Below are 13,399 nucleotides of genomic sequence, written 5' to 3'. Positions count from 1 at the left end.
AATAAGGCCTGCACATTGCAGGCCTTATCCATTATTTCGCAGTCTTATTCACATCAAACATGGTGGCGTCCGTCGCCATGTCATCAACCACCTGCTTCAGCGTCTGGAAGGTCAGCGGCGTATTTTCATTCGCCAGCTCTTTCCCTTCTCCTTTACGAACCACCTTCACCACCGGTTTGTTGGTGGCGGCATCAATCAGCTCACCTTCAAAGAACAGATGCGTGTCCATGGTGCGATGCCCGGTTGCCATCTGCGTGCCGGCCACGACCAGCGCAACAGGAACCACTTCGTAGAACTGCAGCCCCTCTTTCTGCGAGCTGACGCCGGTAATTGCGCCACGGAAGATCAGGCTGTGTTTACCTGGGGTGGTGACAATCTGTTTACGCTGGGCAACGGCCGCTTTCAGCTTGTCATTGGTGTAATTGCGCAACTCATCAAGCGTGCGTTTACCAATCTGCGTAGTGGGTTTGGGTTCCGGATAATAGGTAATTGGCGTCCAGATAATGCTGTCGTAATTATCGGGGTTATACGACGGATCTACCCAACGCAGCGTGGGTTTCCCCGTCGCAGACGTTGTTTGTTGCAAGCCAGAGTAGTCTTTTAAAAAACCAGAAAACTGGTCAGGTGCTGCGACTTTAGAGGCACAGCCCGCCATTGCCAAAAGGCCGGAGAGCACCGCGACCTTAAACAGGGAATGAGTACGCATGATGGGATTCCAGGTTATCTGCAAGTATGCAATTGAAGTTATAGCAAAAAAGGGGGGCGTCTGTTGTGGCAAAAAATGACGATGGCAGCACAAAATGCGAAAAGATTGCCCGGCGCGCCGGGCAATTCAGATATTACTTATTCATATCCACCTGCCAGAACAGATGTTTGCCAAACGGGTCAATTTCGTAGCCTGTCACCTCTTTTCGCACCGGCTCGAAAATGGTGGAATGCGCAATCATCACGGCGGGCATCTGGTCATGCATCATCTGCTGTGCCTCTTTATACAGCGCGATACGTTTATCGCGATTGGTTATCGATTTTGCTTCGGCGATAATCTTGTCGAACGGCTTATAGCACCACCTGGCCGAGTTCGACCCGCCATTCGCCGAGGTACAGGTAAAGAGCGGCCCGAAGAAGTTGTCCGGATCCCCCGTCGCGGTGGTCCAGCCCATCAACGCCGCCTGATGTTCACCGCCCTTCACGCGCTTGAGATATTCCCCCCACTCATACGTCACGATTTTGGTCTGCACGCCGATCTTCGCCCAGTCCGCCTGAATCATCTCTGCCATGCGTTTGGCATTGGGGTTGTACGGACGTTGCACCGGCATCGCCCACAGATCGATGCTTACCCCATTAGCGAATCCGGCCTCTTTTAAGAGCGCTTTTGCCTTCTCAGGATCCCAGGCGTAATCCTTGAGCTTATCGTCCGCGCTCCAGACGCCCGGCGGCAGCAGATTTTTTGCCTCCGTACCGGTGCCGTGGAACACCGCATCAATGATCGCCGGTTTGTTAATCGCCATTGCCAGCGCCTGGCGAACTTTTACGTTATCCAGCGGCGGCTTCTGGGTGTTGAAAGCGAGAAAACCGGTGTTGAGCCCGGCCTTGCTCATCAGGTTGATGTCCTTGTTCGCCTTCATGCGCGGCAGATCTGCCGGGTTCGGGAACGGCATCACCTGACACTCGTTCTTCTCGATTTTGGCAAACCGCACCGAGGCATCCGGCGTGATGGTGAACACCAGACGATCGAGCTTTGATTTGCCCTGCCAGTATTCCGGGAACGCCGTGAACAGGATGCGGGAATCCTTCTGGTATTGCGCCAGCTTAAACGGCCCGGTGCCAATCGGATCCATGTCCACCTTCTCTGGCGTGCCCGCTTTAAGCATCGCGTCAGCATATTCCGCTGACAGGATCGAGGCGAAATACCAGGCCAGGTCAGCCACGAACGGCGCTTCCGGATGGGCCAGCGTGAAGCGTACGGTATGGTCATCGACCTTATCGATAGCGACGATCAGGCTGCCGAACTCCAGGCTCTCGAAGTTGGAATAGCTGCCATTAGAGACGTTATGGTAAGGATGATTAACGTCTTTCTGGCGCATGAACGAAAAGATCACGTCGTCGGCGTTGAAGTCGCGCGTGGGCGTAAACGCTTTGTTGCTCTGGAATTTAACGCCTTTACGCAGGTGGAAGGTATACACCTTGCCGTCCTCGCTCACCTCCCAGCGCTCTGCGAGGCTGGGTACCAGCTCCGTGGTGCCCGGTTTAAAATCCACCAGCCGGTTATAGACCGGTACAGCGCTGGCATCCACGCTGGTGCCGGAGGTATACAGTTGAGGGTTGAAGTTTTCTGGCGATCCTTCGGAGCAATACACCAGCGTTTTTGCCGCGACGGTGGAACTGACCGTCAGCGCAGCAAGTGCCAGAGTTAACGTTGTAAGTTTGCAATTCATTGGCTGATCCTGTCTTTTTAATTCGACGGCTAATTAATTCTTTTGCCATTTCATAAATAACATTAAAGTGAGATTGCAAACACCTGATAAAACAAAAAAGAAGGAATCACTATGGCTTCCCCCCTCTCCAGACAATTAACCCAACGCTTTTTCCGCTATCTCGCCATTACCAGCCAGAGCGATCCGAAAGCGAAAACCCTGCCCTCCACGCCGGGCCAGCATAACATGGCGCGTGAGCTGGCTAACGAGTTGAAAGAGCTGGGTTTAAGCGACATAGCAATCGATGAATTCGCCACCGTCACCGCGGTAAAAAAAGGAAATGTTGAGGGCGCACCACGAATTGGATTTATCACCCATATCGATACCGTTGATGTCGGATTATCACCGGATATTCATCCACAAATATTAACCTTTCGCGGTGAAGACCTCTGTTTGAATAAAGAGAAAGACATCTGGCTTCGCGTAAAAGAGCACCCTGAAATTCTGGCTTACCCTGATGAAGAGATTATTTTTAGCGACGGAACCAGCGTATTAGGCGCAGATAATAAATCCGCCGTTACCGTGGTCATGACCTTGCTTGAAAACCTGACGGCAGAACATCGCCATGGCGACATTGTCGTGGCGTTTGTGCCCGACGAAGAGATTGGATTGTGTGGTGCCAAAGCGCTGGACCTGGCACGTTTCGACGTGGACTTTGCCTGGACCATCGACTGCTGTGAACTGGGCGAGATTGTGTATGAGAACTTCAACGCCGCAGCGGCGGAGATCCGTTTCACCGGCGTCACGGCGCACCCGATGTCAGCCAAAGGCGTGCTGGTGAACCCGCTGCTGATGGCCGCTGATTTCATCAGCCATTTCGATCGCCAGCAAACCCCGGAATGCACCGAGGGGCGTGAAGGTTATATCTGGTTCAACGGCATTCAGGCCGGGCAAAGTGAGGCGGTGCTCAAGGCAAACATTCGTGATTTCGATACCGCAGGCTTTGTCGCACGTAAGCAGCAGATCGCAAGCGTGGCAGAGAAGATAGCCGCGCAGCACCCAACGGCCAGGGTCGCATTTCACATTGAGGATACGTACAGCAACATCAGCAACGCGATTGGGGAAGACAGGCGCGCCATCGACCTGATGTTTGAGGCCATGACGTCGCTTGGCATTACGCCAAAACCGACGCCCATGCGCGGCGGTACGGACGGCGCAGCGCTGTCAGCCAAAGGGCTGCTGACCCCGAACTTCTTTACCGGTGCCCATAACTTCCATTCGAAGTTTGAGTTTCTCCCGCTCAGTTCGTTCGAGGCCTCTTACCACACCGCCCTTCAGCTCTGTCTGCTGGCCGCGCGTTAAGCTGGCTTGCGCGCCAGAAGCGTGGCGAAGCGCAGTTTAATGCGGTTGCCGTTCTCGTCGGTGCGGTGTAACTCACCAACCTCTTCGTTGTACTTGAGCAACTCCCAGCCTTCATAGTAGTTGCTCAGTTCGCCCGTTTTGAACGCGAACGGGAAGCCCACGGTGCAAGGGTAATCCTCCGTGTCCATCGCGGCGACAATCAGGTTATACCCGCCCGGTTTGGTGCACTGCTGCATATTGGCAATCAGGCCGGGAATGGTCTTCGCTTCCAGGAACATCATCACCACGGTGGAGAGGATAAAATCGTACTCGCCGTCAAAGCTGAGGGTGTTCAGGTCTTTGATCGCCGTCTGCAGATGGCTAATCCCTTCTGCCGCTTTGATGCGCTCGATGTTATCAATGCTCATGGGATTTTTATCCCAGGCGGTCACATCATAGCCGTTGGCCGCCAGATACAGGCTGTTGCGCCCGTTACCGCAGCCCAGATCAAGAGTTTTACCCGGCTTGACGATCCCGGCGCTGTACAGCACCTCAGAGTGCGTACGGGTGAGGCCATATTTTTCGGTGAAGTAGTTCTCATCAACAGTCATTTCTTTTCCTCAGATTGCATAAGCCGTGCTTTGTCAGCGCGCACCAGAAGTTTGCCCTGCATCAGCAAGATAAACGTACGAACCAGCAGCATCGCAATGATGATGTTGGTAAAAATAAACAGCGGAATGGCGATGGCGTGAAAGAAGCCCGACGGGCTGCTATGCCCTAAGTGCAGGCCGGTGGTTGCCAGCGCGGAGACGCCGAACGAGAAACTCCAGAACGACGCGTTAAAGGGTTGAGACAGATACCACGGCATCAGGCGCAGCATAAACAGCAGCTGCAATAAACCATAGCCGAACAGCATTTTGGCAAAGGTATCGGCATCGCCCCCGTTTACGCTCAGCCAGGCGCTGCAGGCGACCAGCGCGGGCGCAAGCTGTATACCGAGCGAGGTACGAAGGGCTGACGGCAATTCTCCGGCACTGCGCAGGCGTTGTAAGATCACCGGCTCGAGGCTAAGCCACGAAAACACCCCCGCCCCGAGAAACACCAGGCCCGCATCGTTAAACCCGAGCGCCCCGCAGGCCATCGCGCTAATAAAGTTATTGGCCACGGTAGGCAGATACAAACCGGGCGTGGTCGCCTCTTCCGGATGTTTCCCACGCCACAGCCCTGCACTTTGCCAGGCCGCATAGCCGAGCTGTATCACCACGCCAGCGACGAATAACACCAGCGACAGCGGACGATACCAGGGGACAAAACCGATCGCCACCAGCATGGTTGTGGCCGGAAAGAGGCTGACGAAGCTGCTCATCACCGGATGGCGCATCTCTGCCAGCACGCTGTGCGGAAACCGGATTGCGCGGCTGATAAACGCCAGTGTCAGTAAAAACCAGATTGCCACCGCCAGCGCGACCAGTATATCGCCAGGCCAGTGCGACACCGGCCAGAGTGTGCTGGCATAGCGCCACGCAAAGCCCATCCCAATGGTTCCCAGCACCATGCCGAAATAGCCTGCGGGCAAGTTAAGAGCTTGTTGGGAAGTGTTATTTTTATGCATTTATTTGATATTTTAAAATGTATTTGAAATGCCATTTTAAGGGGTTTCCGCACGGGACGCCAGCACTTCGAAACGCGGAAAATTTGCTACGTTTAGTAAAGACGCTTTTCAGAGAAAACAGAATGAAAAAATACCGGCTTAGCGACGAGACGCGGATCTGGCACAGCCAAAACGACGAGCCCCGCTCCCCGATTATCTTACGGCAGCTTATCGCCACAATGGATTTCAACGATGTCGCCAGCGGCACCAAAGGCGGCTGGGTTGAAGACGAGAGTGCCCTCGCGCACGAAGGGCACTGCTGGATATACGATGAAAACAGCGTAGTGTTTGCCGGCGCACGCGTTTGCGACAACGCCCGGATCACCCAACCCTGCGTGATAAGCCATCGCGCGCAGGTAGGCGGCAACAGCTGGCTGGATGCGGCGCAGGTCAGCCATGGCGCGATAATAAGTGACAACGTCACCATCCAGCAGGCAATTGTGCGTGGCGAATGTCATATTTACGGTAACGCCCGCGTGCTTCACCACAGCCAGGTTATCGCAGCCAAAGGGTTAACCCCTGACCATGAGCAGATCCTGAAGATTTACGGCAATGCGACGGTGAGCGAATCGCGCATCGTTCATCAGGCGCAAATATACGGTGAAGCAATGGTGAGCAATGCCTTTGTTGAACACCGTGCGGAGGTGTTCGACCACGCCATTCTTGAGGGTAACGAACTTAATAACGTCTGGGTTTGCGACTGCGCAAAGGTCTACGGTCACGCCCGACTGATAGCGGGAAAAGAAGAGGACGCCATACCGACCCTGCGCTACAGCTCGCAGGTTGCAGAGAACGCCGTGGTCGAGGGGAACTGCGTGATCAAACATCATGTGCTGATCGGCGGTCAGGCGTGGTTACGCGGCGGGCCGATTCTGATAGACGACCGCGTGGTGATCCAGGGCCGGGCGCGCATCACCGGCGATGTGCTGATCGAGCATCGTATTGAGATAACAGACGATGCCGTTATAGAGGCGTTTGCAGGCGAGAGCATTCACCTGCGCGGCGAGAAGGTTATCAACGGCAGGCAGCGGATCACCCGCACGCCCCTGCTGGGTGCGCTATAGCGCGACGATTTTCGCGTACTGGTTAACGTCGTCAAAACGACCATTAAGGAACTCGGCCTGGCGCAGACAGCCTTCGAGCGTAAAACCGTTACGCTGTGCGACGCGGTTACTGTTGTGGTTAGCAACCCGACATTTGATGACGAAGCGACGAATTTCCCCGCGCCCGGCGTAGTAACGTATAAAGGCCTGCAGTGCCTGAGACACAATCCCCTGCCCCTGATGCCCTTCATCCAGCCAGTAGCCGATGTATCCCGTTTTGTTTGCCGGTTCGATTGCGTTAAATGACAACACGCCCGTTAACTGATCATCGAGAAAAATCAGGAACATTTTGGCGTAACCACGCTGATGCAGCATCTGATTGCTCTGCACGTTACGCCGGGTGTCGTCTTCACTGCCGACGTGTTGCGCCCAGTCGAAGGCGGTTTGTAGCCAGGCTTTGTTTTTGACAACTAAATGATGCAGTTCGGAGGTATAGCGCTCGTCGACGGCGCGAAGTTCAATATTCGGGGTGACGGGTATGATTTCTGAAGACATGTTCCCTCTCAATGGCCAGGTGGCGGACGCTGAAGGCACTGTCAGTGCCGGGTAAGCGTTAGCCCACCCGGCACCATGCCATAAGGACTAACGCATTACCCTGTCGTCAACGTAGTTGCGTTTATCCGGCGCGGGCGGGAAATACTGATACAGCCAGGTTTCGCTGATGGCGTCGCCCTGACAGCGCAGGAACATCCGCATATCCACCGGCTCCGTGGAATCCGAGGTGGGGTACCAGTCAAACAGAATGCGATACCCGTCGAACGGCTCAACGTAGAGGATCTCAACCTGTCTGGCTTCACCGCTGGAGAGTGTAATTACCGGCTCAATACCTTTCGGTGCAGCGGCTTTCAGATCGCCCCCGACAAAATCAATGGCGAAGCGACGCGCCCACACTTTCGGGTAGTGTTCGCCCGGAGCCCAACCTTCCGGGAAGCCGCCCATGCCGGTGCGGGTGGCATAGACGTTTGCCAGCGGAGAACGTACCGGCGGCTGTGCGCTCCAGTAGAGGCGATACTTGAAATCCAGCTCGTCCCCCGCCTTAATCGCTTTCTCCGGCTGCCAGAAGCAGACCACGTTATCCAGCGTTTCGCCCGTGGTAGGGATCTCCATCAGCCCGACCGCCCCCTTGCCCCAGTTATTACGCGGCTCAACCCACAGGCTCGGGCGTTTGTTGTACCAGCCCATGATGTCCTGATAGTGGGAAAAATCACGGTCAAGCTGTAGCAGACCAAAGCCCTTCGGGTTTTTGTCCATGTAAGCGTTGAACTGCAGTTTCTGCGGATTGTTCAGCGGGCGGCAGATCCACTCGCCGTTGCCGCGCCACATGGCCAGACGGTCAGAGTCGTGAATTTGCGGGTGAATGGTGTCGCACATGCGGCGTTCGTTATTGCCGCAGCTAAACATACTGGTCATCGGTGCGATACCGAGCTGTTTGATGTCTTTACGCGCGTAGAGGTGGTTCTCTACGTCCATGATCACCTGGCTCTTTTCGCAGTGGATCACGAACTTGTAGGCGCCGGTGATGCTTGGGCTGTCCAGAAGCGTGTAGACGGTAAAGGTAGTATCACCAGGTTTAACGGTTTCAAACCAGAATGCGGTGAAGTCCGGGAACTCTTCCGGCGTATCGGTAAAGGTATCGATAGCCAGCCCGCGCGCCGACAGACCGTACTGGTAGGTGTCATCCACCGCGCGGAAGTAGCTTGCGCCGAGGAATGAGACGATATCGCGACGCGCCAGCTCGGGTGCTTTAAAGGCGCGGAAGCCCGCAAAGCCCAGGTCGCTTTGCCCTTCCAGCTGTCTGGTGTCGACCCCCGTGTCGCCGTAGCTAAACAGCTCCGGACGGAAATGGATCTCACGCGCCTGGGAGGTGCTTTGATCCAGGGAGAACATCCGTACGCGACGGCGGAAGCCCATGCCCATATGGAAGAACTGCACGTCCAGCTGGCGGCCTTCGATGTTATTCCACAGTGACTGCTTCTCATCATAGCGAATAGCGTTGTAGGCCTGCGGGGTCATGGTCGCCAGCGTTTCCGGCAGCGGACGCGGCGCACCGCCCCACGGGGTTTTCGCCAGGTCGTGCGCCATGGATTGCAGAACAGAGAAGTCGAAACGACGGCTCTGGCCGTCAGCTATGTCAGAGTCTGCAGCATATGCTGCCTGAGAAAACAGGGAAGCCAGGCCAGAGGTACCGCTCAGGGCGGCCATAGCCAGTGAGCCTTTTAAAAAACGTCTGCGATTCATGCCTGAGAAAACGTCCTTATGGTCGTGTGAATGTATTTCGCACAGGGCGAAACGACGGCAAGAAAGAACGCACAGCCTAAACAAAAACGGTTAGAAATCCAATTGTTGGCCGGTGATTATCTGAACAAAGTATGAAATATTTTCTGTCGACCAGAACGGCCTGAAAGTGGTGTAAAGAACAGTATAGCGTCATGTAAAAAAGTACCCGGCTGGACATCGACAGCCGGGACAAAGCGAGGCGGTTATTTCACGCTGACATCGATACCCGGGAAGTACTTATCAGCGAGTTTAGCGATCGTGCCATCGGCACGTACTTTATCGATAGCGGCATCAAGCTGCTTTTTGGTGGCCTCATCCCCTTTACGCAGCCCAAAGCCGATCCCACTGCCGAGGATGGTGTCGTCCGACACCGGTTTGCCAATAAAGCCAAACCCTTTACCCTGCGGCTTGCTCAGGAAGCCTGCCTGCCCGGCCGCGGACATCACCAGCGAGGCGTCGATGCGGCCATTCAGCAAATCTCCCCACGCCATATTCTGATCTTTATAAGACACCACGGTGACACCCTGCTTTTCCCAGTGCTCTTTTGCGTAGGTTTCCTGAATAGAGCCTTGCAGAACGCCGATGGTTTTACCCTTCAGTCCTTCTGGCGTCGCGTCTATCGCACTGCCGGCTTTGCCGACCAGTTGCGACGGAATACGGTAAATCGGCTGGGTGAAATCGATGCTTTTCTCGCGCTGCGCGGTGATGTTCATCGCTGAGTTAATCGCGTCAAATTTCTTCGCCACCAGCCCCGGAATGAGCGCATCAAACGAGGTTTCCACCCAGCTGCATTTCAGCGCCGCCGCTTTGCAGATGGCATTACCCAATTCCACGTCGAACCCTTCGAGTTCACCCGAGGCATTGCGACTTTCAAACGGCGGATATTCTGCTTCCAGCCCGTAACGCAGTTCGGTGGCCGCAAACGACGAGAACGAACACAGCAGTCCCATGCCGACAACTAACGCGCGTAATTTCATCTCAAACTCCTTAGCGTGGTTTAACCCGACACAGGGCCTGGGCACCTGCCCGTAACGTCGCCTCGTCTTTAGCAAAAGAGAGGCGGATCAACTTATTGTCCGTGCCGTCGGCATAAAACGCCGACAGCGGAATGGTGGCAACGCCGCACTCGGTGATCAGCCGTTTCACCAGTTCGCTGTCGCGCTCATCACTGAACGAACGGTAGTCTGCCAGCAGGAAGAACGATCCCGCACTCGGCAGCAGCCTGAACGGTGACTCTGCCAACAAACTTTGCAGCAGGTCGCGCTTACGCTGATAAAACGCCGCCAGCGACAGCCAGGTTTGCGGATCGGTCATGTGCTCGGCAAAGGCGTGCTGCATAGGGGTATCGGCAGAAAACATCAAAAATTGATGGACCTTGCAGATCTCCTCCATCAGCTCCGCGGGCGCAACGCAGTACCCCACTCGCCAGCCGGTGACGTGATAGGTTTTCCCAAACGAGGAGACAATCACGCTGCGCTCGGCGAGCTGCGGGTGCGTCGCCATGCCGTGGTGCGGCTGGCCGTCGAACACCACATGTTCGTACACTTCATCAGACAAAATAATGATGTCGGTATTGCGCGTGAGGGCTGAAAGCTGCTGCAGGTCGTCTACCGAGAAGACCTGCCCGCTCGGGTTATGCGGCGTATTGACGATGATCATCCGGGTTTTCGGGGTGATGGCCGCGCGAACCTCGTCCCAGTCGACGGCAAAATCTGGCACGGTCAGCTTGATGGCGACGGGCGTGGCACCCTGCAAACGCACAATCGGGGCGTAGCTGTCGAACGAGGGTTCGAAGTAAATCACCTCATCGCCCGGATGCACCAGGCCGCCAATCGCCGAGTAAAGGCCTTCGCTGGCGCTGGCGGTCACCAGCACCTCCGTGCCGGGATCGTATTGCGTGCCGTACAGCGTACCGATTTTCTCTGCGATCCGCTCCTTCAACAACTGCAGGCCGGTCATCGAGGCGTACTGGTTATGCCCGGCTTCCATGGCGCGGGTCACGCCAGCGACCAGGCCCGGATCGCAGGAAAAATTCGGCGCGCCCTGAGACAGGTTGATGGCGTTATGCTGAGCGGACAGCTGGCCGATAACGGTAAAAATGGTGGTCCCCACGTCAGGCAATTTTGAGCGAGTTTGCACCGGGGTTCGTATAGTCATCCTCTGTCCTTCTCATGGTGAGTGCATAACTATTCAAACAACAACTGAGCTGTTGGAACAATCGAATTGTTGTCATAATAGCCATGATAAAAATGCATAGCTGAGGAGTTTTTATGTCGCGCCGCTCGTTCCCGCTCAACGCCGCTGATGCATTTCTGGTCACCGCGCGGCATCTTAATCTTACCCACGCCGCCAAAGAACTCTGTCTGACGCAGGGCGCGGTAAGCCGTAAAATTGCGGCGCTGGAGACGTGGTTCGGCTTTCCGCTGTTTGAGCGCCACGCCCGCGGGCTGCGGCTCTCATCCCAGGGAAGCGCCCTGCTTCCGGAATTGCAATCTGCCTTTGAGCATCTGCTGACGGTGGCCGATCGCGCGCGAACGCACCAGACCGTGATCCGCCTGAAAGCGCCCACCTGCGCCATGCGCTGGCTGGTGCCGCGTCTGCTTCAGGTTGAACGTGATCAGCCGGATCTGCAGATCGCGCTCACCACCACGACCGATCATAACGTCAATTTCAAAACCGAGTCCTACGATGCGGCAATCGTCTTTGGCACCCACATGAGCGCGGGCGACCTGCTGTTTGAAGAGGCCTTAACCCCGGTAGTAAGCCCCCAGCGCGCGGACGTCGCGCCTGAGTCCTTAACCTTTCTGCACCCGACCCGCGACAGAACGGACTGGTCGTTATGGCTGGCACATCAGGCGCACCCGGTCGCAGCCATGCTCAAAAATCAACACTTCGATACCATGGATCTCGCTATTACCGCGGCTATTCAGGGGCTGGGGATGGCGATTGCCGACGAATCGCTGGTGGAGGAGGATATCCGCGCCGGACGGCTGACGCGGCCTTATGACACCAGTATTAAAACCGGGGCGAGTTACCGCCTGGTATGGCGCGACTCGCCCGGTCAGGAGGACGGACTGGCGGCGTTTCGCGCCTGCCTGCTCAGTCGAGGCTGACGTGGTGTTTCATCACCCGTTTGAAGAGGCTCATGCGCGCGCGCATAAAGCGGTTTTCCAGCCTGAAACCTGCATATTTATTCACGCCAATTCGTAGCAGCACATCCCGACCTTTTCGACATGCGGGCCAGCGGACCGGCCCCGGCAGGCTGTCGCGGCTGCCTGCATCATGGGCGAAGCTCACCCAGTAATCCGCCACTTGGGCTGCAAAGTGTAGGTCGCGCTCATTCACATAGTGACGAGACGGCTCAACCTGCCCGAGCGTATCAAACACGTAGGGAACTTCATTGCCGTGCCAGGCACCGTTGACGTAGGTGGCATGTTCCGCTTCTGCCACATAATCAAACCAGTAGCGCCAGCAGAGCGCTCCGGCGCGCTGCTGCGCCTGCATGACCACGTACCCCATGGTGGTAAACGCCATGTCGCGGCACACCTGCCTGCCCAGCTCTTCATCCCCCTTCACGCCGGGATAGAGCAGCTTGATCAGCCCCAGTCCAAAACGTCTTTCGCGCCGCAGTTTCTGGATCTGCCCGGCGAGATCGATACCAAAGACCGCCATGACGCTGGCCTCGTCGCTGTTCGAGCCAATCATGATCGGCATCGGATGTTGACGGGCGGCAAAGAAGACATCCAGCATCGCTTCCGGCAACACGCAATCACCAACGATGGGCGCAGGGGCGATATTCAGCGGAGCCGTTAGCGGCCAGAAGGCCTCAGGCGGAATGGCGCGCAGCTCATCGGCCGTGGCGTTCTCAAGGCCAAAGTGGTGGGCCAGCGCTTGCCCTTTCTTCAAAGCCTGTTCGCGCGGCGTGTCCGGCAAGGTGTAGCCACTTTGCACAATCGCCTTATGGAAAAGCCCTTTCGCCAGCGGAGACGCCAGCAGCGATAACACGCTGCGTGCACCGGCGGATTCACCAAACAGGGTGATGGCGTTCGGGTCGCCGCCAAAGGCAGCAATGTTATCCCGTACCCATTTCAGCGCGGCGATTTGGTCGAGCAGCGCAAAGTTATGCACCACGCGCTCCTCCTCCCCCTCCAGCGCGGGATGCGCGAAAAAGCCAAGATGCCCAAGCCGATAGTTGAGGGTTACGACTACCACGTCGCGCCGGGCCAGCGCTTTCCCCTGATAGGGAGGCAACCCACCCGCACCGAGAGTAAAGCCCCCGCCGTGAAGCCATACCATCACCGGGCGCGGCGAGGTACGTGCAGCGGGTGACCACACGTTAAGGTAGAGGCAATCTTCCGAAAACATGCCGGGATCGCCGCCGCCGAGCTGCTGACAATATTCGCTGCTTTGCCAGCTCGACGGGGAAAACGCCGTGGCCTGGCGAACGCCCTCCCAGCGCTCAGGCGCGCGCGGTGAGCGCCAGCGCCATTCACCGACAGGCGGTGCGGCATAAGGGATACCGCACCAGACGTGAACATCCTCATCTGTAAAACCAAGCAGCGCGCCCTGGCGCGTTTCAACCACAGGGGCGGAGGGATTATGCATACTCACCT

Annotated in this window: 12 protein-coding genes; 3 read left to right on the top strand and 9 right to left on the bottom strand. The window is 56.3% G+C overall.

Annotation, left to right across the window (positions count from 1 at the left end):
• Window positions 1-31: 31 nt before the first annotated feature.
• Window positions 32-706 carry a DUF3313 domain-containing protein gene (locus FFS28_RS01845; protein ID WP_102890852.1) on the bottom strand — a complete coding sequence of 225 codons (675 nt, stop codon included), beginning with the start codon at window positions 704-706 and terminating at the stop codon, window positions 32-34.
• A 133-nt stretch (window positions 707-839) separates the two neighbouring features.
• Window positions 840-2,435 (bottom strand): ABC transporter substrate-binding protein, encoded by a 1,596-nt coding sequence (locus FFS28_RS01840; RefSeq protein WP_137848598.1) that lies wholly within the window; start codon window positions 2,433-2,435, stop codon window positions 840-842.
• Window positions 2,436-2,546: 111 nt separating this feature from the next.
• Here FFS28_RS01840 and pepT point away from each other — a divergent pair, with 111 nt between their 5' ends.
• The gene (gene pepT / locus FFS28_RS01835) at window positions 2,547-3,776 is read left to right on the top strand and encodes a peptidase T (protein WP_137848597.1); all 1,230 of its coding nucleotides are present in this window, start codon (window positions 2,547-2,549) and stop codon (window positions 3,774-3,776) included.
• On the opposite strand, the gene tehB is transcribed toward pepT, so the two are convergent.
• Both tehB and tehA read right to left on the bottom strand, forming a co-directional pair.
• Window positions 3,773-4,366: a tellurite resistance methyltransferase TehB gene (tehB, locus tag FFS28_RS01830; RefSeq protein WP_006175209.1), complete on the bottom strand. Its 594-nt coding sequence runs from the start codon at window positions 4,364-4,366 to the stop codon at window positions 3,773-3,775. The two genes, pepT and tehB, sit on opposite strands and share 4 nt — an antisense overlap.
• Complete coding sequence (gene tehA, locus FFS28_RS01825; RefSeq protein WP_006175207.1) at window positions 4,363-5,367, bottom strand: dicarboxylate transporter/tellurite-resistance protein TehA; 1,005 nt, start codon at window positions 5,365-5,367, stop codon at window positions 4,363-4,365. Before tehA ends, tehB begins: the two co-directional genes overlap by 4 nt.
• Window positions 5,368-5,489: 122 nt before the next feature.
• Here tehA and ydcK point away from each other — a divergent pair, with 122 nt between their 5' ends.
• Window positions 5,490-6,470 carry a YdcK family protein gene (ydcK, locus tag FFS28_RS01820; protein WP_101737738.1) on the top strand — a complete coding sequence of 327 codons (981 nt, stop codon included), beginning with the start codon at window positions 5,490-5,492 and terminating at the stop codon, window positions 6,468-6,470.
• Here the strand turns inward: ydcK and rimL are convergent.
• The 4 genes from rimL to FFS28_RS01800 form a co-directional block, all read right to left on the bottom strand.
• Window positions 6,465-7,004: a 50S ribosomal protein L7/L12-serine acetyltransferase gene (gene rimL / locus FFS28_RS01815; protein WP_137848596.1), complete on the bottom strand. Its 540-nt coding sequence runs from the start codon at window positions 7,002-7,004 to the stop codon at window positions 6,465-6,467. The two genes, ydcK and rimL, sit on opposite strands and share 6 nt — an antisense overlap.
• Before the next feature lie 87 nt (window positions 7,005-7,091).
• Window positions 7,092-8,747, bottom strand: a complete 1,656-nt coding sequence (locus FFS28_RS01810; protein ID WP_137848595.1) for a glucan biosynthesis protein D — start codon at window positions 8,745-8,747, stop codon at window positions 7,092-7,094.
• Between the two features lie 242 nt (window positions 8,748-8,989).
• On the bottom strand, window positions 8,990-9,763 hold the full coding sequence (locus tag FFS28_RS01805; protein WP_058608806.1) for a transporter substrate-binding domain-containing protein: 774 nt from the start codon (window positions 9,761-9,763) through the stop codon (window positions 8,990-8,992).
• 10 nt (window positions 9,764-9,773) lie between these two features.
• The gene (locus FFS28_RS01800; protein ID WP_137848594.1) at window positions 9,774-10,943 is read right to left on the bottom strand and encodes a pyridoxal phosphate-dependent aminotransferase; all 1,170 of its coding nucleotides are present in this window, start codon (window positions 10,941-10,943) and stop codon (window positions 9,774-9,776) included.
• Between the two features lie 113 nt (window positions 10,944-11,056).
• Here FFS28_RS01800 and FFS28_RS01795 point away from each other — a divergent pair, with 113 nt between their 5' ends.
• On the top strand, window positions 11,057-11,899 hold the full coding sequence (locus FFS28_RS01795; protein WP_137848593.1) for a LysR family transcriptional regulator: 843 nt from the start codon (window positions 11,057-11,059) through the stop codon (window positions 11,897-11,899).
• On the opposite strand, the gene FFS28_RS01790 is transcribed toward FFS28_RS01795, so the two are convergent.
• Window positions 11,886-13,391 (bottom strand): carboxylesterase/lipase family protein, encoded by a 1,506-nt coding sequence (locus FFS28_RS01790; RefSeq protein ID WP_137848592.1) that lies wholly within the window; start codon window positions 13,389-13,391, stop codon window positions 11,886-11,888. The genes FFS28_RS01795 and FFS28_RS01790 overlap by 14 nt on opposite strands.
• Window positions 13,392-13,399: the final 8 nt, after the last annotated feature.

Source organism: Enterobacter sp. 2VL, assembly GCF_005503595.1.
Lineage (GTDB): Bacteria > Pseudomonadota > Gammaproteobacteria > Enterobacterales > Enterobacteriaceae > Enterobacter > Enterobacter cancerogenus.
Note: the sequence above shows the minus strand (reverse complement) of the source record. Positions and strands in the feature narration are given on the sequence as shown.